Below are 19,287 nucleotides of genomic sequence, written 5' to 3' on the forward strand. Positions count from 1 at the left end.
CCGTTTTCTATGATCGGGCCATGACATCCACCGATTTCTCCACCCCTGCCGACGTGCTGGTGTTGCAGCACTTGCTGGAAGACGGCCCGGGTTACCTGGGCCAATGGCTCGACGAGCAAGGCGCCAGCTGGCAGGTGCGCTGCACCGAAGCTGGTGACGCGTACCCCACTTCGGTGCGGGGTTTCCGAGGTTTGGCCGTGCTGGGCGGTGCCTGGAGCGCCAACGACGAGCGTCCCTCGCTGCGCCAGGCCGAGGCGCTGATTCAAGAGGCCGATGCGCTGGGTATTCCCGTCATTGGTCATTGCCTGGGGGGCCAGCTCATGGCGCGGGCTTTCGGTGGCCGAGTGCAACAGCTGCCGCAGCCCGAGGTGGGCTGGTTGCCCTTGCACATTGGCCGCAGCGCGTCGGCGCGCCACTGGTTGGGCGACGCTCCGGTGGCCACGGTGTTTCAGTGGCACCAGGACAACTTTGTGCAGTTGCCGCCCAACGCCGAGCTGATCGCCAGCTCACCGGCCTGCGTGCACCAGGCATTCGCCATTCGGCAGCACCTGGCCATGCAGTTCCACATTGAGATCACCCCGGCCAAGATCGCCGCGTGGCTGGCCCACCCCGGCCAAGCCTACCCGCTGCATGTGCTGCTGCACCCGGACAGCGTGCAAGACCCGGCCCGCATGCACGCCGCCACCCAGCAGCACCTGGCTGGCAGCCAGACACTGGCCAGCCACATTTACCGCACCTGGCGTTCGCGCTGGCCGAGTTGAGCGCGGTTCAGCCCGCCAAACCCGGAATGTTCAGGCCTTCCTTGGGAATGGCGCGTGGCTTGCCGTCCTTGTCGATCGCCACGTAGGTCAGGCTGGCTTCGGTCACCTTCACGTATTGCCCCTGGGCCGAGAAGCGCTCGGCGAACACCTCGACCTGCACCGTGATGGACGTGTTGCCCACGCGCGTGACGTGCGAGAAAAAGCTCAGGATGTCGCCCACCCGCACCGGCTGCTTGAAGATGAACTGGTTCACCGCCACGGTAGCCATGCGCCCGCGCACATAGCGCGCCGGCAGCACGGAGCCGGCCAGATCGACCTGGGCCATGACCCAGCCGCCAAAAATGTCGCCGTTGCCGTTGGTGTCAGCCGGCATAGGGATGACCTTGAGCACCAGCTCGCGGTCTTGCGGCAGGGCGGTTTCTGGGCGGGGGCTTGATTCGTTGGACATGGGCACAATCTGGTTTCAACAGACCACCATTCTCCTGCATGCGCCCCAACTCTCCCAGCCCAGCCACCGTTGCCTTGCCCACCAGCCACCCCGGGGGCGGCGCGCCCGCCGCCAAGCGCTCCGACTGGGCCACGCTCTCTCGCCTGTTTCCCTACCTGTGGCAATACAAATGGCGCGTGCTGATCGCGCTGGGCTTCATGGTGGCGGCCAAAGTGGCCAACGTGAGCGTGCCGCTGCTGCTCAAAGAGCTGGTGGATTCCATGACCATTTCACCCACCAGCCCGCAGGCGCTGCTGGTGGTGCCGCTGGGGCTGTTGCTGGCTTACGGGGGCTTGCGTTTGTCCACCACCTTGTTTACCGAACTGCGTGAGCTGGTGTTCGCCAAGGCCACCGAGGGCGCCACCCGCAGCATCGCGCTGCAGGTGTTTGGCCACCTGCACGCGCTGAGCCTGCGCTTTCACCTGGAGCGCCAGACCGGCGGCATGACGCGCGACATCGAGCGCGGCACGCGCGGCGTGCAGTCGCTCATTTCGTATTCGCTTTACAGCATCGTCCCCACGCTGATTGAAGTGACGATGGTGCTGACGGTGCTGGGCACGAAGTTCGACATGGGTTACGTGTGGATCACCCTGGTGGCCCTGGTTCTCTACATCAGCTTCACCGTGGTGGTGACCGAGTGGCGCACCAAGTTCCGCCGCGAGATGAACGAGCTGGAGTCCACCAGCCAGTCGCGCGCCGTGGATTCGCTGCTGAACTACGAGACCGTCAAGTATTTCAACAACGAAGCGTTTGAAGCGCGGCGCTACGACGAGGCGCTGGAGAAACTGCGCCGCGCCCGCATCAAGAGCCAGACCACGCTGTCCATGCTCAACGCCGGGCAGCAGCTGGTGATTGCGATTGCGTTGGTGCTCATGCTCTGGCGCGCCACCCAGGGCGTGGCCAGCGGCGAGATGACGCTGGGCGACCTGGTGATGGTCAACGCCTTCATGATCCAGCTCTACATACCGTTGGGCTTCCTGGGCGTGCTGTACCGCGAAATCAAGCAGAGCCTGACCGACCTGGACAAGATGTTTGTGCTGCTGGAGAAAGAGCGCGAAATTGCCGACGACCCCAGCGCCCAGCCGCTCGCGCTCAGCGGCGCGCCCGCGGTGCGCTTTGAAAATGTGCGCTTCTCCTACGAGCCCGCGCGCGAAATTTTGCACGGCATCAGCTTTGAGATTCCCGCCGGGAAAACGGTGGCGGTGGTCGGGCCATCGGGCTCGGGCAAGTCCACGCTGGCACGCCTGTTGTACCGGTTTTACGATGTGAGCAACCACGGCGACACGGGGCCGCATGGCGGCGGGCGCATCCTCATCAACGGGCAAGACATTCGCCAGGTGACGCAGTCCAGCGTGCGCCAAGCCATTGGCATCGTGCCGCAAGACACGGTGCTGTTCAACGACACCATCGAATACAACATCCTTTACGGCCGCCCCGACGCCGGCCATGACGCTGCCGTGGCCGCCGCGCAGGCCGCGCACATTCACAACTTCATTGAAAAGCTGCCGCTGGGCTACCGCACCATGGTGGGCGAGCGGGGTTTGAAGCTCTCAGGCGGTGAAAAGCAGCGCGTGGCGATTGCGCGCACGCTGCTGAAAAACCCGCCCGTCGTGATTTTTGACGAAGCCACTTCGGCGCTGGATTCGGCGAACGAGCGGGCGATCCAGGCGGAATTGAAAACGGCTGCGCGGAACAAGACTTCGCTGGTGATTGCGCACCGGTTGTCTACGGTGGTTGATGCGCACGAGATTTTGGTGCTCGTCAACGGGGAGATTGTGGAGCGGGGGACGCACGCGGATCTGGTGTTGCTTGGGGGTGTTTATTCGGGGATGTGGGCGCTGCAGCAGTCTGGGACGGACTGACCGTTTTGTGTTGGGGTTGCTTTTGTGGGGCGGGTCTCGCCCCGGCGGGCGCCTCACTTTTCTTTGCTTCGCCAAAGAAAAGTAAGCAAAAGAAAGGCGAGCCGAAGTCCGGGCCGCTTCGCGGTGCCTTGCGCTGCTCGGTTCGCGGGGGAAATTCGCAAACTTGTCCGCTTCGCGGCCTTCGGACATGCGAATTTCTGATCCCCGCGCCCCTGCGCTGCTCAGCCCGGCCACACGGCAAAGCATGGTTGCGGGAACGGGAACGGGAACGGGAACGGGAACGGGAACGGGAACGGGAACGGGAACGGGAACGGGCTTCCCTTCCGGCGAGCCGGTCTTTCCCCCTCTCCCTCTGGGAGTGGCCAGGGGAGAGGGCCACGCCAGCCAAACATCTGTTCGGCAGCCGTGCCTTTACGCCGCCCGCATCGTCCCCGTCCGCTCATACCGGCTGTGCCAGCTCAGCGCTTCGTCCAGCAAATGCGGCGTGTGCATGCCGGCATGCCCCGCACGCGCATTGGCTTCAGAGCGCTCTACGTAGTCCAGCAGCGCTGGTTTGAAATCTGGGTGCGCGCAGCGTTCGATGATGTGGCGCGAGCGCTGGCGGGGTGAGAGTCCACGCAGGTCGGCCAGGCCTTGTTCGGTCACGACGATCTGCACGTCGTGTTCGGTGTGGTCCACGTGGCTGACCATGGGCACGATGCAGCTGATGCTGCCGCCCTTGGCGGTGGACGGCGTCATGAAGACCGAGAGGTAGGCGTTGCGCGCGAAGTCGCCCGAGCCGCCGATGCCGTTCATGATGCGCGTGCCCATCACGTGGGTGGAGTTCACGTTGCCGTAGAGGTCGGCTTCGATCATGCCGTTCATGGCGATGATGCCGATGCGGCGGATCACCTCGGGGTGGTTGCTGATCTCCTGCGGCCGCAGCACGATGCGTTCGCGGTAGAAGTCCAGATTCGCCAGAAACTCTTCCATCACCGGTGCCGAGAACGACAGCGCGGTGGACGAGGCCATGGCCATCTTGCCGGACTTGAGCATGGCGAGCATGCCGTCCTGCAGCACCTCGGTGTAGCCCTGCAAATCATTGAACGGGCCGTCGTTCAGGCTTTCCATCACCGCGTTGGCGATGTTCCCCACGCCCGATTGCAGCGGCAGCAGCTCGGGGGGCAGGCGCCCTTGGGCCACTTCGTCCTGCAGGAAGGCCATCAGGTGGCCGGCGATGCGTTTGGATGCTTCGTCGGGCGCCGAAAAGCGCGTGTCGCGGTCGGGCAGGTTGGTTTCGACGATGGCGATCACCTTGGCCGGGTCGCAGCGCAGGTAGGGTTCACCGATGCGGTCGCCCGCGTGCGTCATGGGGATCGGCTTGCGGTGCGGCGGGCGCTCGGTGCCGTAGTAGATGTCGTGCATGCCCTCCAGCCCCAGGCTGTGGCCGTGGTTCACTTCCAGAATGACCTTGTCGGCCTGGTCCAGCCAGGTCTTGTTGTTGCCCACCGAGGTGGCCGGGATCAGGCGGCCGTCTTCCAGAATGCCCGCGACCTCGATCACCGCCACATTGAGCTTGCCCAGAAAGCCGAACCACACGTACTGCGCCACGTGTGAGAGGTGGATGTCGATGTAGGCCATCTCGCCGTCGTTGATGCGGGCGCGGCAGGTCGGGTCGGACTGGTAGGGCAGGCGCATGTCCATGCCGCCCACCTTGGCGAGTGCGCCGTCGAGCTCGGGCGCTGTGGAGGCACCGGTCCAGACGCCGATACGAAAGGGCTTGCCCGCGTCGTGGTGGGCCTGGATGTGCTGGGCCAGCGCGAGCGGAATGGCTTTGGGGTAACCAGCGCCGGTGAAGCCGCTCATGCCGACGTGATCGCCGTGCTCAATCAGGGCGGCCGCCGCCTCGGCCGACATGATTTTCTGGCGCAGCCCTGTGTGGGCGATGCGGGACGGGCGGATATCGGGTGGATTTTTCGTCATGGTGTGAAATATTAGGGTTAACCCTAGTTGGAGGCGATGGTACCGGAAGCGCTCGGCCGCAAAGCGGCGAAAAACACCGGATTTCGCCCGCGCGCATAATCCGCGGCCATGGAAACCAAATGGCTTGAAGACTTCGTCAGCCTGGCTGAAACCCGCAGCTTCAGCCGCTCGGCCCAGCTGCGCCATGTGACCCAGCCCGCGTTCTCGCGCCGCATCCAGTCACTGGAAGCCTGGGCCGGCACCGATCTGGTGGACCGGTCTTCGTACCCCACCCGCCTCACCCCAGCCGGGCAAACGCTGTACGACCAGTCGCTGGAAATGCTGCAAGCGCTGCAAAGCACCCGCGCCATGCTGCGTGCGCACACGGTGGCCGCGCAGGATGTGATCGAGTTCGCGGTACCGCACACGTTGGCCTTCACGTTTTTTCCGTCGTGGCTCTCGGGCCTGCGCGAAGCCTGTGGCCCCATCAAAAGCCGGCTGATCGCCCTCAATGTGCACGACGCCGTGATGCGCCTGGTGGAGGGCAGCTGCGACCTGCTCATCGCCTACCACCACATGGCCCAGCCCATTCAGCTCGATGCCGAGCGCTACGAAATGCTGCCACTGGGCCGTGAACTGCTGTCGCCCTACGTCAAACCCAACGAGCACGGTGGGCCGCTGTATGCGCTGCCGGGTACCGCCAGCCAGCCGCTGCCTTACCTGGCCTATGCTCCCGGCGCCTACCTGGGCCGTGCGGTGGACCAGATCCTCAAGCAAAGCGCCACGCCCCTGCACCTGGACCGCATTTACGAAACCGACATGGCCGAAGGCCTCAAGGCCATGGCCCTGGAAGGGCACGGGGTGGCGTTTTTGCCCTCCAGCGCGGTACGCAAAGACGTGCGTGCCAAAAAACTGGTGCCGGCCGGTGGAGTGTTTGAAACCACGCTCGACATCCGCATTTACCGCGAACGCCCCTCGGCCCGCAAAGCCAAAGGCCCGGTCGAAAAGTTTTGGTCCGATCTGCAAAACCACCTGGACGCCGCGTCGGCGCCACCCGCCACCCGCTGAGCGAAAATAGAACCATGAGCACCACGGCCCCCCTGAAACACATCACCATCACCCGCCCGGACGACTGGCACCTGCACGTGCGCGACGGCGACGCCCTGCGCACCGTGGTGCCGCACACCGCCGCCCAGTTTGGCCGCGCCATCATCATGCCCAACCTGCGCCCGCCGGTGACCACCGCCGCCCAGGCCATGGCCTACGCCGAGCGCATCCGCGCCGCCGTGCCCGCCGGCGTGAGCTTCGAGCCGCTGATGACGCTGTACCTGACGGACAACCTGCCGGCCGACGAAATTGCCCGCGCCAAAGACGCTGGCGTGGTCGCCGCCAAGCTGTACCCGGCCGGTGCCACCACCAACAGCGATGCCGGCGTGACCGACATCCGCAAAACCTACAAAACGCTGGAAGCCATGCAGCGCGCCGGCCTGCTGCTGCTGGTGCATGGCGAAGTCACCAGCCCCGACATCGACCTGTTTGACCGCGAAGCCGTGTTCATTGAACAGCAAATGATCCCGCTGCGCCGCGACTTTCCCGAGCTCAAGGTGGTGTTTGAACACATCACCACCAAAGAAGCGGCGCAGTATGTGACCGAAGCAGGCGCTTACACCGCCGCCACGCTCACCGCCCACCACCTGCTTTACAACCGCAACGCCCTCTTCACCGGCGGCATTCGCCCGCATTACTACTGCCTGCCGGTGCTCAAGCGCGAGACCCACCGCCTGGCCCTGGTGGCTGCCGCCACCAGCGGTTCGCCCAAGTTCTTTCTGGGCACCGACAGCGCCCCCCACCCGGCGCACCTGAAAGAGCACGCCACGGGTTGTGCCGGCTGCTACACCGCGCACGCCGCCATGGAGATGTACGCCGAGGTCTTTGATGCCGCTGGCGCGCTCGACAAACTCGAAGGTTTCGCCAGCTTCTTTGGAGCGGACTTCTACGGCCTGCCACGCAACACCGGCACCATCACCCTCCAGCGCGAAAGCTGGACGCCACCCGAGAGCTTTGCGTTTGGCGAAGCCGAGCTCAAGCCGCTGCGCTCGGGCGAAGCGCTGCCCTGGAAACTCGTGGCCTGATTTCGCGATGTGCGCACCTGGCGAAGGTGTGGCAGTCTGGCCAGCGCCCGACTGGTCGCAACCCTGGTTTGAGCCGGTCGCCGCCCATGGCGCGGCTGTGCGCCAGGCGTGCGACGCCGGTGTGGGCTTGCCGCAGGCGCTGACAGCGCGGGCCGTGGGCTTGTCCGTGCCGCGCTTCATCCCACAAGCCGAATTGCCCGCTGGCGTGGCCTATGAAGCCCACATCTTCAACACCGGCGCCGTGCCCACCCGCGAAGGCCTGCACGATTTTTTCAATGGTTTGTGCTGGATGCGGTTTCCCCAAACCAAGCGGCGGCTGAACCAGCTGCAGGCGACTGAAATTGCCACCGCCGGCGTGGGCCAGGTGCGCGGTGCGGTGCGCGACGGGTTGACGCTGTTTGACGAAAACGCCGCCTTGCTGCAAGCCCCCGATGCGCTCTGGGACGCGCTGCTGGCGCGTGACTGGACACGTCTTTTTGTGGACCTTCGGCCGCTGTGGGCGCAAGCCCGGCTGGTGCTGTTTGGCCATGCCCTGCTGGAGAAGCTGATGGTGCCCTACAAGTCCATCACCGCCCACGTGGTTCGCGAGCCGGTGCCGCTGGCGCTGGGCGACGACCTGGCCGCTTGGGACGGCTGGCTGGCCGCTCGCCTGAGTGCCGCCGATCTGGCCACCAAGCCCTTCACCCCGTTGCCGGTGCTGGGCGTGCCGGGCTGGTGCCCGGCCAATGAAGACCCCGCCTACTACGCGGATGCCGGGGTGTTTCGCCCCAAGCGCGTGGTGGCCTGACCCACGCTGCACCCCGAGCCCAGGCGCTCACCGATTGTTTTGCAGGACCACCCATGACCTTGCCCGTTTCGCCCTCGTGGGCGCATCTGAACCTGTCGCAAAGTGCCGACAGCGCCGAACTGGCCGCGCATTTCAAGGCCAGCGGCGTGCGCGATGTGGAGTGCATGTTTGCCGACGTGACCGGCTACCCGCGCGGCAAGCTCATGCCGGCGGCCAGCTTCGCGGCGGGCAGCGAGCTGCGCATCTGCCAGGCCATTCCCATGCAATGCGTCACCGGTGAATACAGTGTCGACCCGATATTTCCCGACAGCGACCCCGACGTGCGCCTGGTGCCCGACCTGGCCACCCTCAAGCCAGCGCCCTGGGCCAGCGTGGCGCGTTATGTGGCGGTGCACGACTGCGTGGAGATGGACGGCAGTCTGTGCGACTTTGCGCCGCGCTCGGTGCTGAAGCAGGTGGTGGCGCGTTACCAGGCGCTGGGGCTGCAGCCCGTGGTGGCGCCCGAAATCGAGTTTTACCTGACCGCGGCCATGACCGACCCGACCCAGCCGCTGACCGCCCCGCTGGGCCGTGGCGGTCGGCCCGAGGTCGGTCAATCTGCCTTCAGCATGAACGCGCTGAACGAGCTGGCACCGTTTTGGGATGCGTTCCACGCCGCCATCGACACGCTGGGCATCCGCACCGACACCTGGCTGCACGAAGTCGGCCCGGGCCAGTACGAGATCAACCTGCTGCACGGCGACCCGGTGGCCGTGGCCGACCAGGCTTTTTTGTTCAAGACCGCCGCGCGTGAAATCGCTCTGCAGCATGGGCTGAACGCTGTTTTTATGGCCAAGCCCATGGCGGCCGAGGCGGGCAGCTCCATGCACTTGCACCAGAGCGTGGTGGACGCGCAGGGACGCAATGTGTTCAGCCAAGCGGACGGCTCGGCCAGCGAGGCGTTTTTGCATTACATCGGCGGTTTGCAGGCCTACACCCCCGACCTGATGCTGCTCTATGCACCCACCGTCAACAGCTACCGACGCTATGTGGCGGGCAGCCAGGCGCCCACCAACGTGCAGTGGGGCCACGACAACCGCACCGCCGGCCTGCGTGTGCCGGTGAGCCCGCCGGTGGCCCGCCGCGTGGAAAACCGCCTGGCCGGTGCCGACGCCAACCCCTACCTGGCCATGGCCGCCACGCTGGCCGCCGGGCTGGCTGGCATGCAAGAGCGCCTGCAGCCCACCGCTCCGGTGGAAGGCAACGGCTACCACCAGGCGCGCGGCCTGCCGCATACTTTTTCGACCGCCCACGAACAGATGGCACACAGCGTGCATGCACCCCGCTTGCTGGGCGCGCGGTTTGTGCAGGCTTACCTGGCCGTCAAAGGTCTGGAGCACCAGAGCTACCTGGCCGAGGTGAGCGCCTGGGAGCGGCGTTTTTTGTTGCCCCAGGTGTGAACTGCCGCGGGGTTTTCGGGTCTCATACCCGGCCAGCGTTGACTTGAAAACGCAGCCCTGATCCCCACTATGATTCGGTCAGTTTTTCTTTCTTCGGAGATTTCATGAAACGCATCCTGTTGTTTGTCTTGACCAACTTCGCTGTCATGGCGGTGTTGCTGGTCACCACCCGCATCCTGGGCGTGGACCGTTTTCTCACGGCCAACGGGCTGAACATGACGGCGTTGGCCGGCTTTTCGCTGGTGATCGGTTTTGGCGGCGCCATCATTTCGCTGCTCATCAGCAAGCCCATGGCCAAGTTCAGCACGGGTGCCCGGCTGATCAACCAGCCCCAGACCGCTGACGAAGCCTGGATCGTGCAGACGGTGCAAAAGTTTGCTGAAAAGGCCGGCATCGGCATGCCCGAAGTGGCCATTTTTGAGGGGGCGCCCAATGCGTTCGCCACCGGCGCTTTCAAAAATTCGGCCCTGGTGGCCGTGTCCACGGGCCTGCTGCAAAACATGACCAAGGAAGAAGTCGAGGCCGTGATCGGTCACGAAGTCGCCCACATTGCCAATGGCGACATGGTCACCATGACGCTGATTCAAGGCGTGATGAACACCTTTGTGGTGTTCCTCAGCCGGGTAATCGGCTACGCCGTGGACAGCTTTTTGCGCAAAGGCGACAGCCAGAGCAGCGGCCCTGGCATCGGGTACATGGTCACGACCATCGTGATGGACATCGTGCTGGGCTTTGTGGCCGCCATCATCGTGGCCTGGTTCAGCCGCCAGCGCGAATTCCGCGCTGACTCGGGCGCCGCCAACTTGATGGGCCGCAAGCAACCCATGATCAATGCGCTGGCCCGCCTGGGCGGCCTGACGCCCGGTGAACTGCCCAAAACCATGCAGGCGCTGGGCATTGCCGGTGGGCTGGGCAAACTGTTCAGCACGCACCCACCGATTGAAGAGCGCATTGCTGCACTGCAAAAGTCTTGATCCCTGCGCCGCTTGCTTGCGGCGCTCCCAAAAAAGAAGCGACCCGAGGGTCGCTTCTTTTTTGTCAATTGGCTCTACGGCTTTCAGCGCCAGTTGCGTTCCCACCGGTCCTCCTGCCGTTCGCGGCGGTGTTCCTTGCGCTCATGCCGGTCTTTTCGGTCGTGGCGCGGGTGCATCTGCTGCACAGATGCCTGCCGGTAGCCGTTGATGTAAACCACCTGCGGCGACGCCACCGTGTAGGCGGGGTAAAACTGCGTGCCCACCACCACGCGGCCCACCACCGGTGCGGCCGGCTGGTAGTGCACCTGGGGTTGCGGTGCGTAGCGGGCAGGCGGCGGCGGGGGCAGGTTGTCCACCGGCGTCACGCTCAGGCGCACATAGCGGCCAGGGTCCTGCGGCATCTGGGTGGTGTACTGGCGGCCGGCGTATTCGTAGACCACGTTGTAGGCCACGGTGCGGTTTTCATAAAAGTTTTGCGTGCTGCATTGCTGCACCGTCTGGGTGCGCGCCTGGCCACCGCCTTCAATGCGGTCGCCCACCATGGCGCCACCAATCAGGCCGATCACGGTCGCCAGGGCCCGGCCGCTGCCATCGCCGATGGCGTTGCCCATGGCGCCGCCAGCAATGCCGCCCACGATGGCGCCAGCGCCCGACTTCTGGCCGGGCACCGTCACCACCTGCTCCTGGCACACCTGGCGGGGCACCGCGATCTGTTGCACCACGGGGGTGCTGCTGATCACGCGGCCTTGTTCGTCTTGGGCCTGTGCGGCACCGGCACCCGCCAACGCCAGCAAGCCGGCCATCACGGGAAGCAACACGGGTTTGTTCATGGTTGTCATCGAAAAAGCTCCTGAGATGAGGAGCCTTCAGCATGCGGGCGCTGTGTCAAGCGCTGATGGCCGGTTTGTAAAGTTGGGTATCGGGCCGCTGTTCAGGCCGGCAGCCCCAGCGCATCGCGCGCCAGCGCCTCGGCCACCTTCAGGCCGTCCACCCCGGCCGACAAAATGCCGCCCGCATAGCCAGCGCCTTCGCCCGCTGGATACAGGCCGCGCGTGTTCAGGCTCTGAAAGTCGGCCCCGCGGGTGATGCGCAGCGGCGCCGAGGTGCGCGTTTCAACCCCGGTGAGCACCGCGTCGGCCATGTCGTAGCCCTTGATCTTGCGGCCAAACACCGGAATGGCCTCGCGCATGGCTTCAATGGCATAGGCGGGCAGGGCGGGTGCCAGGTCGCCCAGCTTCACACCCGGCTGGTAAGAAGGTTCCACCGCGCCCAGTGCGCTGGATGGCTTTTGCGCCACAAAGTCGCCCACCAGCTGGCCGGGCGCTTCGTAGGTGCCGCCACCCAGGGCGTAGGCTCGGGCTTCCAGCTCGCGCTGCAGCACGATGCCCGCCAGCGGGTGTGTCTGGCCCCGCTCGGCCAGCGCCTGGGCTTCGGTGGCGTAGCGCGCACCGTCTGCTTCGCCAAAGGCGGCGGTCCACAGCGGCGTGTCTTGCGGAAACGTCTGTGGAAAGTCGGCTGGCTCAATGCCCACCACCATGCCCGCGTTGGCGTTGCGTTCGTTGCGCGAATACTGGCTCATGCCGTTGGTGACCACCCGGCCCGGTTCGGACGTGGCAGCCACCACCATGCCGCCCGGACACATGCAAAAGCTGTACACCGCGCGCCCGTTTTTGGCGTGGTGCACCAGCTTGTAGTCGGCCGCGCCCAGCAGCGGGTGGCCGGCGTGGCGGCCCCAGCGGGCGCGGTCGATCACGCTTTGCGGGTGCTCAATGCGAAAGCCCACCGAAAACGGCTTGGCTTCCAGGAACACGCCTGCGTCATGCAGCAGCGCAAAGGTGTCGCGCGAGCTGTGGCCCAGCGCCAGCACCACGCGGCGCGCGGGCAGCGTTTCCACGGTGCCCGTGTCCAGCCGGCGCACCTGCAGGCCGGTCAACTGGTGTCCACCACCGTCGGTGGGGGCCAGCTGCAGGCCGCACATGTGCTGCTGAAAGCGGATTTCACCGCCGAGCGCGATGATTTTTTCGCGCATGGCTTCCACCACCTTGACCAGCTTGAAGGTGCCAATGTGTGGGTGCGCCATGTACAGAATTTCGGGTGGCGCGCCAGCGTCCACAAACTCATGCATCACCTTGCGGCCCAGAAACCGCGGGTCCTTGATCTGGCTGTAGAGCTTGCCGTCGGAAAACAGGCCGGCGCCGCCTTCGCCGTATTGCACGTTGCTTTCGGGGTTGAGCACCTTTTTGCGCCACAGGCCCCAGGTGTCTTTGGTGCGCTGGCGCACCGGTTTGCCGCGCTCCAGCACGATAGGCCGGAGGCCCATTTGCGCCAGCGCCAGCGCGGTGAACAGGCCACATGGCCCCAGCCCCACCACCACGGGGCGGTCGGCTTCGTCAGCCGGCCAGTGCGCGGGCGCGTGGCCAGGGGGGTGCCAGGCCATGTCGGGCGTGGGGTGGATGTGCGGGTGGCCCGCGTGCCGGGCCAGCAGGGCGGCTTCCTGGGCCGGGTCAGCCAGCGTCAGGTCCACGATGTACACCGCCAGCAAATCGGCCTTGCGGGCGTCAAAGCTGCGCTTGAACACCTGCAGCGCTGCGATGTCGGCCGGCGCAATGCCCAGGGCCGCAGCGGCCAGCCGGGTCAGCGCGTCCGTGGGGTGCGGCGGCGGTGTTCGGTCTTCGTCGGTTTCCGACGGTGCATCGGCGGCGCGGCGGTGTTCGGCCGGCACATCGGCCAGCGGCAATTTGAGTTCTGAGATGCGAATCATGGTGTCTGGGGCTTGTGGTTATCAAGCAGTCGGCGGCCTGGTGCTGCCAGGTAGCGATAATAGCGGGGTGAAGCGCGCTAGGCCGTCGCTGGCACAGCCCGCAAGGGAACCCGAAAGGGAGTGCTGGAGGAACGTCCGGACTGCACAGGACAGCGTAGGAGGTAACACCTCTCCACCGACAAGCCAGCCAGGGCAACCTGGCGGGCCCTAAGGTGAGGATCAGAGCAACAGAGACGAGCCGATTCAGTTCGGGTGAAACGGGCAATCTCTACGCGCAGCAATACCAAATAGGCCAACGTTGACGTGGTTCCGCGGAGTTGGCGGGTAGGTAGCACCGAGCCGCTTGGGTGACCAGCGGCCCAGAGGAATGACGGTCACGCCCAGGGCGTTCGCAAGAATGTCACGGGTGCACAGAATCCGGCGTAACGGCGCGCTTCACACTTTATTCACCGCGCCATCCAGCCCGTGCGCAGGGCGTGGGCCCAGTCGGGGCGCTGGCGCTGGTCGGCCAGCCCGGCCATCGATTCGTGGTCATAGGGCACGCTGATCAGCTCGCAGGTCCAGTGCCCGCTCTGCCGTTCCACCACCGCGTAGCGCGCATCGGGGCTGCCGGTTTCGATGCGGTGGAAACTCGAATGCGGGTAGGGATGGTCGTCGTCGTAGGCGGGCAGGCCCACGCTGCCGGGGTTGACGATCAGCAAGCCGCTGGCGGTGTGGACCGCGCGCGGCACATGGGAGTGCCCGCAGGCCAGCAAGGTGATGTGCGGCGGAATCCGGCCATCCAGGCGTTCCTGGATCTCGTCGGGCCTGGCCAGTCGGGCCTCTTCACCCACCGGCGTTTCCAGCAGGTATTCGATGTCGCTGCGCGGGCTGCCGTGGCACAGGGCCACGTCGCCGCCGAGCCGTTCGGGCCAGACTTGGCCGCTGTGCAGGCGCGGTTCGCAGGGGTCGGCATGACCGGCCAGCCAGGCCTTGTCCGCGTCGGCCAGCCGGCCGCTGGTGTAGGCGTCGGATGGGTTCTGGCGCGCCAGCGGCAGCTGCAGCACCTGCCGTTCGTGGTTGCCCGCCACGTGCAGCCAGGGCAGCTTGCTCAGGCGCTGGGCCGTCTCCAGCGGCAGCAACGGACCGCTCACTGTGTCGCCCAGGTTCACGACCTCGTCCACCCCGCGCCGTTCGATGTCGGCGATGACCGCGTCCAGTGCGGTGAGGTTGCCGTGGATGTCGGAGACGAAGGCGATGCGCACGGTGCGGACTTTCAGCGGCCGCCGTCGACCAGCCAGCGCACAAAGCGACCGGCTTCTTCGGCACTGAGCCGTTCGTGGGCCGCCACGCCGCCGAACAGGTGGTGTTCGCGCAGATGGGCGGTGAGCCGGGCGATCTCGTTCTCGTCGCCCTGGGCGGCGGCGTAGCGGTTGGCGAGTTCGGTCATGGTCGGTGCCTTGCCGCGCGGGGGCGTGCCGTGGCAGCCCAGGCAGCCCTTTTCGAGGGCCAGGTTCATGCTGGCCTGGGCAGCCAGGGGCAGGGCGCTGCCCATCAGCGCGAGCAGCAACACCCGGGTGGGGGTGCGAGGTGTCATGCGTTGAAACCTCCCAGGCTCTGGATGCGTTCGACGTGCGCCAGCATGGAGCGCTTGGCCACCGGCCACAGCCGTTCGGGAACATCGTCGTAGGCCAGCTTCACCCAGTCGTCGGGCGTGCCGTGGGGCAGTGCGGTCATGGCGCGGCCCACCTTGGCTTCACGGGCCAGGCGGTGCGCCTTCAGGTGGTTGATGGCTACTTTGGCGCCACCTTCGGCAGGAGCCGACGGGTTGTCGACGCTCTGGCGCAGGTCGCCCAGCACGTAGCCGTGCGCGGGCAAGATGAAGTTGATGACGTGGGTGTCACACAGGCTGGCCAGCCGGTCCAAGGCGTCCAGGTACGCGCCCATGTTGCCGTCGGGCGGGTCGATCACGGTGGTGCTGCCGTTCAAGATGTGATCGCCGCTGAACAGCAGCCCGTCTTCTTCAAGCACCAGGCACAGGTGGTTGGCCGCGTGGCCTGGGGTGTGCACCACCTGCAGCGTGTGCGTGACGGTGCCTTGGGCGTTTTCACCTTGCAGCACCAGGCGCTCGCCGTCGGCCAGGTCGCGCTCGGGGGTGAATCGGCTGTTCTCGCGGGCTGTGGTGGCGCTGGGCAGACCCAGAATGGGTGGCTTTTCGCGCGCGGCGGTGCTGCAAAGGGCCTGCAGGCGCGGAGCGCCAGGTGAGTGGTCGGGATGCGAATGGGTGCAGACGATGGCGCGGATGTCGCCACCCGCCGCACGCCACAGGCGCTCCAGGTGCTCGGGCTCGTCCGGGCCTGGATCGATCACCGCGTAGCCTGTGGTCGGGTCGCCGACCAGGTAGCTGTTGGTGCCGGGGCCGGTCATGAACCCGGGGTTGGGCGCGGTGAGGCGCTGCACGTTTTTCAACAGCGCCACGGGGCGCTCGGTCTGCCAGTCCAGGCTGTGCACGATCTGCCCATCGGGGCTGACAAGGGCCAGCTCGCCAAACGGCGCTTCGTGCTCCATGTGGCGCGACTCTCTGCCACCCAGCAGCCCCGCACGCGGGCAGCTGGTGAACAGCGGCTCATCGTTGACGGCGCAGGCGTCCAGCAAGGCCTGCACGCTGGGGTAGGTTTGCAGCCGCTCCAGCGTGCGAATGGTCGGGAAAATGATGAAGAAACCGCCGGCGGCATGGCGCGCCAGCGCGTCGGCCGGGCGCACCCACAGCGGCTCGAACTGCTCGGACTCGTCGGCCACCGGCTCCTGCCCTTCGGGCATGCGCGCCACCAAAAAAGGCACATCGAAGCGGCGCGGCAGGTCGCGGTCGGTGATCCAGTGGGAGAGCACGAACACCTCAGCGCCGTCCAGGGTGAGGCCGTTGGCTGCGCACACGGCGGCAAAGGGCGCCTGGCGGTCGAGCGCGGCAATATCGGCCGTGCCCAGGTGCGAGCCGTCAGGCCGGCGGGCCAGCAAAACGCCCAGTTCTTCAAAGCTTTCGCGGATCGCGGCGATGGCTTGCGTCAGGTGCACATCGCTTTGTGTGGCGCGCCGGGTGGACTGGCTGTGCGCCAGCGCGTCGGCAGCGTCGATGCCGCCGCCGGGGAACACGTAGGCACCGGGCGCAAAACTCGCCGTCATGGAGCGGCGCGTCATGAGCACTTCAATGCCTTGGGGGCTGTCGCGCAGCAGCAGCACGGTGGCGGCGGGCCGCAGCGCGGCGGGCGTGCGGGGGGTGTGTAGGAGCTGGGTGGGTCTGACCATCGCTCCATTGTGAAGGATGCCCGGGGGCGGCTTCTGTCGCCGGTCTGCCAGTGGCAGGGCCTGCGTTGGCCCATTGGCGCAGGGCGATAATCTGCCCATGCACATTCGATTCACCAAGATGCAGGGCGCGGGCAACGACTTCGTCGTGCTCGACGAGACCCGTGGCCGCCTGGGTCTGAGCACGGCCCAGTACCGCTGGCTGGCCGACCGGCACTTTGGCGTGGGCGCTGACCAGATCCTGAGCGTGCGACCCTCGCCCGCGCCGGGGCTCGACTTCGAATATGTGATTCACAACGCCGATGGCGGCGAGGTGGAGCACTGCGGCAACGGCGCGCGCTGCTTTGTGCGCTACGTGCACGAAAAAGCGCTGAGCGCCCGCAACCCGCTGCGGGTGAAGGTGCAGCAGGGTGAGATTGAGCTGCGCATGGACCCCGATGGCCGTGTGACCGTGGACATGGGTGCGCCGGTGTTTGAGCTGGCCCGCGTGCCCTTTGTCGCCACCGGCCTGCAGGCCCAGCCCATGGCGGGTTTTGAGCGTTGGCCACTGGCCCTGCCCGATGGCAGCCAAGCGTGGGTTTCGGTGCTGTCCATGGGCAACCCGCACGCCGTGTTGCTGGTGGACGATGTGGACACCGCCCCGGTGTTGGTGCAGGGGCCACTGGTGGAGCAGCACGAGCGCTTCCCACGGCGTGTGAACGCCGGCTTTTTGCAGGTCGTGAACCGTACCCAGGTGCGCCTGCGCGTGTACGAGCGCGGCGCTGGCGAAACCCTGGCCTGCGGCACCGGCGCCTGTGCGGCCGTGGTGGCAGGCATTCGGCTGGGCTTGCTGGACGCCAGGGTTGACGTGCACACCCACGGCGGCGTGCTCACCATCGAATGGCACGACAGCCCGGCGCACGATGGCTCGGTGTTGATGACCGGCCCGGCCACCACCGTTTTTGAGGGCGAGATTGACGTGCCCGACCTGCCCTGAGTGGCCTTAACCCCGACACACCCCACATGAACCACGAACCCATTTCCCCGATCACCGAAGACGACATTGCCAACTACCTGGCCAATACGCCCGATTTTTTCGAGCGCCACGCCAGCCTGCTGGCCGCCGTTCAGCTGACCAGCCCCCACGGCCAGCGCGCGGTGAGTTTGCAGGAACGCCAGGCGGGCATGTTGCGCGAAAAAATCCGCGGGCTCGAGCTCAAGGCTGCAGAGATGATTCGCCACGGACAGGAAAACACCGCCATTGCCGACAAGCTGCAACGCTGGACCCGCGAGCTGCTGCGCGCCCGCGAAGCGCGCGAGCTGCCTGGCGTGGCGGCGCGCGAAATTGCCGCGCAGTTTCTGGTGCCCCAGGTGGCCATCAAGGTCTGGGGGGTGGCGCCCGATTTTGCCAACGAGCCGTTTGCCCAAGGCGCCAGCGACGACGTGATGGCGTTTGCCTCATCCCTCACGCGCCCCTACTGCGGCACCAACCCCGGCCTCGAAGCCGCCCGCTGGCTGGACGACCCCACCGCCGCCGCCTCGCTGGCTCTGATCCCGCTGCGCGCTGGCGCGGCGCCACAAGCCTTTGGCCTGCTGGTGCTGGCTTCTGGGGATGCACAGCGGTTTTCGGCCGACATGGGCACCGATTTCCTCGAACGCATCGGTGAGCTCACCAGCGCCGCCTTGTCGCGCCTGAGGCCGGTGGTGCCGGCCGCGGTGGTCTGACGTTGAGCGTCTTTCGCCCATGACCGACGTGACGACTTCGTTGCAAGCGGCGGGCGACGCTGTGCTGGTGCAGGCCTACCTGGCCCATGTGCGGGTAGAAAAACGGCTGGCCGAGCGCACCGTGGCGCTTTACACCCTGGATCTGGAAAAGCTCGTGGCCCACGCCGCTGAGGCAGGCTTGCCTTTGCGCTCGGTGCACAACCCGCACATCCGCCGCTGGGTGGCGCAGATGCACAGCGGCGGGCGCAGCGCCCGTGGCATTGCGCTCATTTTGTCGGGCTGGCGCGGTTTTTATATCTGGCTGGGCCGCCAGGGCCTGATGGACCACAACCCGGTGCAAGACGTGCGGGCGCCCAAAGCCGGCAAGCCTTTGCCCAAAGCGCTGGGTGTGGACGAGTCGGTGCAGCTGGCTTCTTACGAACACGAAGCCGACGACCCTATGCTGGAAGCCCGAGACCGCTGCATCACCGAGCTGTTGTATGGCTGCGGTCTGCGCATTGGCGAGCTGGTGGGGCTGGACGTGGCCGCCAGCGGCCAGGCGCGCGGCTGGATCGACGCCGATGCCGGCGAGGCCCACGTGCTGGGCAAAGGCGCCAAACGCCGCAGCGTGCCGGTGGGTCGCGCCGCGTTGGCCGCGCTGGCCGCCTGGCTGGCGGCCAGGAGCGCCTGGCCGCAAAACGACCCCGCGCTCTTCATCAGCGCCCGCGGCCAGCGCCTCACGCCGCAGCACATCCGGGTGCGGCTCAAGCGCCGCTCGCTGCTGGCCGGGCTGGCCACGCCGGTGCACCCCCACATGCTGCGCCACTCGTTTGCCAGCCACGTGCTGCAGTCCAGCGGCGACCTGCGTGCCGTGCAGGAGCTGCTGGGGCATGCCAGCATCAGCACCACGCAGGTGTACACGCGGCTGGACTTTCAGCATCTGGCCCAGGTGTACGACGCGGCCCATCCGCGCGCGCAGGCCCGTGGCGCGCTGCCTGCCGCGTCCGTCGAAGCGGCGCGAGATGACCCAACACCCAGCGGCTCGCCAGACACAAGTCGCTGAGGGACGGAGCAACCCCTGTCGGCGCTGGGCTGTGGTTCTGGTGGCCGTGCCGTTTCGGGTAATCCCTGTAGCATTTCGGGGTGCTTGTCTGACAATTCATTGGTCTATAAGCAATGGC

Annotated in this window: 17 protein-coding genes and 1 other RNA gene; 11 read left to right on the forward strand and 7 right to left on the reverse strand. The window is 66.3% G+C overall.

Features of this window, described 5'->3' with window-relative positions; genetic code table 11:
• Window positions 1-20: 20 nt before the first annotated feature.
• On the forward strand, window positions 21-761 hold the full coding sequence (locus tag AC0GNR_RS10420; RefSeq protein WP_472900890.1) for a type 1 glutamine amidotransferase: 741 nt from the start codon (window positions 21-23) through the stop codon (window positions 759-761).
• Between the two features lie 7 nt (window positions 762-768).
• Here AC0GNR_RS10420 and AC0GNR_RS10425 read toward each other — a convergent pair whose 3' ends face one another.
• Window positions 769-1,209, reverse strand: coding sequence for an acyl-CoA thioesterase (locus AC0GNR_RS10425; protein WP_472900891.1), 441 nt, complete (start codon window positions 1,207-1,209; stop codon window positions 769-771).
• A 38-nt stretch (window positions 1,210-1,247) separates the two neighbouring features.
• Here AC0GNR_RS10425 and AC0GNR_RS10430 point away from each other — a divergent pair, with 38 nt between their 5' ends.
• The gene (locus AC0GNR_RS10430; RefSeq protein WP_472900892.1) at window positions 1,248-3,110 is read left to right on the forward strand and encodes an ABCB family ABC transporter ATP-binding protein/permease; all 1,863 of its coding nucleotides are present in this window, start codon (window positions 1,248-1,250) and stop codon (window positions 3,108-3,110) included.
• A gap of 411 nt (window positions 3,111-3,521) precedes the next feature.
• On the opposite strand, the gene AC0GNR_RS10435 is transcribed toward AC0GNR_RS10430, so the two are convergent.
• The gene (locus AC0GNR_RS10435; RefSeq protein ID WP_472900893.1) at window positions 3,522-5,072 is read right to left on the reverse strand and encodes an acetyl-CoA hydrolase/transferase family protein; all 1,551 of its coding nucleotides are present in this window, start codon (window positions 5,070-5,072) and stop codon (window positions 3,522-3,524) included.
• A gap of 108 nt (window positions 5,073-5,180) precedes the next feature.
• Here AC0GNR_RS10435 and AC0GNR_RS10440 point away from each other — a divergent pair, with 108 nt between their 5' ends.
• The 5 genes from AC0GNR_RS10440 to htpX all read left to right on the forward strand — a co-directional run bounded on the left by AC0GNR_RS10440 (window position 5,181) and on the right by htpX (window position 10,383).
• On the forward strand, window positions 5,181-6,119 hold the full coding sequence (locus AC0GNR_RS10440) for a LysR substrate-binding domain-containing protein (RefSeq protein WP_472900894.1): 939 nt from the start codon (window positions 5,181-5,183) through the stop codon (window positions 6,117-6,119).
• A 14-nt stretch (window positions 6,120-6,133) separates the two neighbouring features.
• Window positions 6,134-7,183, forward strand: coding sequence for a dihydroorotase (gene pyrC, locus AC0GNR_RS10445; protein ID WP_472900895.1), 1,050 nt, complete (start codon window positions 6,134-6,136; stop codon window positions 7,181-7,183).
• A gap of 7 nt (window positions 7,184-7,190) precedes the next feature.
• A complete protein-coding gene (locus tag AC0GNR_RS10450) occupies window positions 7,191-7,970 on the forward strand; it encodes a DUF3025 domain-containing protein (protein ID WP_472900896.1) in 780 nt (259 codons plus the stop codon).
• Window positions 7,971-8,023: 53 nt separating this feature from the next.
• Window positions 8,024-9,409 (forward strand): glutamine synthetase family protein, encoded by a 1,386-nt coding sequence (locus AC0GNR_RS10455; protein WP_472900897.1) that lies wholly within the window; start codon window positions 8,024-8,026, stop codon window positions 9,407-9,409.
• A gap of 104 nt (window positions 9,410-9,513) precedes the next feature.
• Window positions 9,514-10,383: a protease HtpX gene (htpX, locus tag AC0GNR_RS10460; RefSeq protein WP_472900898.1), complete on the forward strand. Its 870-nt coding sequence runs from the start codon at window positions 9,514-9,516 to the stop codon at window positions 10,381-10,383.
• An 83-nt stretch (window positions 10,384-10,466) separates the two neighbouring features.
• Here the strand turns inward: htpX and AC0GNR_RS10465 are convergent, their stop codons facing one another.
• The gene (locus AC0GNR_RS10465; protein ID WP_472900899.1) at window positions 10,467-11,213 is read right to left on the reverse strand and encodes a glycine zipper 2TM domain-containing protein; all 747 of its coding nucleotides are present in this window, start codon (window positions 11,211-11,213) and stop codon (window positions 10,467-10,469) included.
• Between the two features lie 101 nt (window positions 11,214-11,314).
• Window positions 11,315-13,144 (reverse strand): NAD(P)/FAD-dependent oxidoreductase, encoded by a 1,830-nt coding sequence (locus AC0GNR_RS10470; protein ID WP_472900900.1) that lies wholly within the window; start codon window positions 13,142-13,144, stop codon window positions 11,315-11,317.
• A gap of 69 nt (window positions 13,145-13,213) precedes the next feature.
• On the opposite strand from AC0GNR_RS10470, the gene rnpB reads away from it, so the two are divergent.
• Window positions 13,214-13,585: RNase P RNA component class A (gene rnpB / locus AC0GNR_RS10475), an RNA gene on the forward strand.
• 5 nt (window positions 13,586-13,590) lie between these two features.
• Here rnpB and AC0GNR_RS10480 read toward each other — a convergent pair.
• From AC0GNR_RS10480 to AC0GNR_RS10490, 3 genes are read right to left on the reverse strand one after another with little or no spacing between them, the layout of a single operon-like run.
• Window positions 13,591-14,388, reverse strand: a complete 798-nt coding sequence (locus AC0GNR_RS10480) for a metallophosphoesterase family protein (protein ID WP_472900901.1) — start codon at window positions 14,386-14,388, stop codon at window positions 13,591-13,593.
• 11 nt (window positions 14,389-14,399) lie between these two features.
• A complete protein-coding gene (locus AC0GNR_RS10485; protein ID WP_472900902.1) occupies window positions 14,400-14,720 on the reverse strand; it encodes a c-type cytochrome in 321 nt (106 codons plus the stop codon).
• A complete protein-coding gene (locus AC0GNR_RS10490) occupies window positions 14,717-16,426 on the reverse strand; it encodes an MBL fold metallo-hydrolase (protein ID WP_472900903.1) in 1,710 nt (569 codons plus the stop codon). The genes AC0GNR_RS10485 and AC0GNR_RS10490 overlap by 4 nt, the downstream gene beginning before the upstream one ends.
• A gap of 97 nt (window positions 16,427-16,523) precedes the next feature.
• Here AC0GNR_RS10490 and dapF point away from each other — a divergent pair, with 97 nt between their 5' ends.
• The 3 genes from dapF to AC0GNR_RS10505 are packed head-to-tail and all read left to right on the forward strand — an operon-like array spanning window position 16,524 to window position 19,169.
• The gene (gene dapF / locus AC0GNR_RS10495; RefSeq protein WP_472900904.1) at window positions 16,524-17,399 is read left to right on the forward strand and encodes a diaminopimelate epimerase; all 876 of its coding nucleotides are present in this window, start codon (window positions 16,524-16,526) and stop codon (window positions 17,397-17,399) included.
• 26 nt (window positions 17,400-17,425) lie between these two features.
• The gene (locus AC0GNR_RS10500) at window positions 17,426-18,127 is read left to right on the forward strand and encodes a DUF484 family protein (RefSeq protein WP_472900905.1); all 702 of its coding nucleotides are present in this window, start codon (window positions 17,426-17,428) and stop codon (window positions 18,125-18,127) included.
• A gap of 19 nt (window positions 18,128-18,146) precedes the next feature.
• Window positions 18,147-19,169 carry a tyrosine recombinase XerC gene (locus tag AC0GNR_RS10505; RefSeq protein WP_472900906.1) on the forward strand — a complete coding sequence of 341 codons (1,023 nt, stop codon included), beginning with the start codon at window positions 18,147-18,149 and terminating at the stop codon, window positions 19,167-19,169.
• Window positions 19,170-19,287 lie beyond the last annotated feature (118 nt).

Source organism: Hydrogenophaga sp. LT287, assembly GCF_055702805.1.

What these genes read in the sequence shown, in the direction of transcription:
- AC0GNR_RS10420 (WP_472900890.1), top strand. Translation starts at nt 21, where the DNA reads ATGACATCCACCGATTTCTCCACCCCTGCCGACGTGCTGGTGTTGCAG.
- AC0GNR_RS10425 (WP_472900891.1), bottom strand. Translation starts at nt 1,209, where the DNA reads ATGTCCAACGAATCAAGCCCCCGCCCAGAAACCGCCCTGCCGCAAGAC.
- AC0GNR_RS10430 (WP_472900892.1), top strand. Translation starts at nt 1,248, where the DNA reads ATGCGCCCCAACTCTCCCAGCCCAGCCACCGTTGCCTTGCCCACCAGC.
- AC0GNR_RS10435 (WP_472900893.1), bottom strand. Translation starts at nt 5,072, where the DNA reads ATGACGAAAAATCCACCCGATATCCGCCCGTCCCGCATCGCCCACACA.
- AC0GNR_RS10440 (WP_472900894.1), top strand. Translation starts at nt 5,181, where the DNA reads ATGGAAACCAAATGGCTTGAAGACTTCGTCAGCCTGGCTGAAACCCGC.
- pyrC (WP_472900895.1), top strand. Translation starts at nt 6,134, where the DNA reads ATGAGCACCACGGCCCCCCTGAAACACATCACCATCACCCGCCCGGAC.
- AC0GNR_RS10450 (WP_472900896.1), top strand. Translation starts at nt 7,191, where the DNA reads ATGTGCGCACCTGGCGAAGGTGTGGCAGTCTGGCCAGCGCCCGACTGG.
- AC0GNR_RS10455 (WP_472900897.1), top strand. Translation starts at nt 8,024, where the DNA reads ATGACCTTGCCCGTTTCGCCCTCGTGGGCGCATCTGAACCTGTCGCAA.
- htpX (WP_472900898.1), top strand. Translation starts at nt 9,514, where the DNA reads ATGAAACGCATCCTGTTGTTTGTCTTGACCAACTTCGCTGTCATGGCG.
- AC0GNR_RS10465 (WP_472900899.1), bottom strand. Translation starts at nt 11,213, where the DNA reads ATGAACAAACCCGTGTTGCTTCCCGTGATGGCCGGCTTGCTGGCGTTG.
- AC0GNR_RS10470 (WP_472900900.1), bottom strand. Translation starts at nt 13,144, where the DNA reads ATGATTCGCATCTCAGAACTCAAATTGCCGCTGGCCGATGTGCCGGCC.
- AC0GNR_RS10485 (WP_472900902.1), bottom strand. Translation starts at nt 14,720, where the DNA reads ATGACACCTCGCACCCCCACCCGGGTGTTGCTGCTCGCGCTGATGGGC.
- AC0GNR_RS10490 (WP_472900903.1), bottom strand. Translation starts at nt 16,426, where the DNA reads ATGGTCAGACCCACCCAGCTCCTACACACCCCCCGCACGCCCGCCGCG.
- dapF (WP_472900904.1), top strand. Translation starts at nt 16,524, where the DNA reads ATGCACATTCGATTCACCAAGATGCAGGGCGCGGGCAACGACTTCGTC.
- AC0GNR_RS10500 (WP_472900905.1), top strand. Translation starts at nt 17,426, where the DNA reads ATGAACCACGAACCCATTTCCCCGATCACCGAAGACGACATTGCCAAC.
- AC0GNR_RS10505 (WP_472900906.1), top strand. Translation starts at nt 18,147, where the DNA reads ATGACCGACGTGACGACTTCGTTGCAAGCGGCGGGCGACGCTGTGCTG.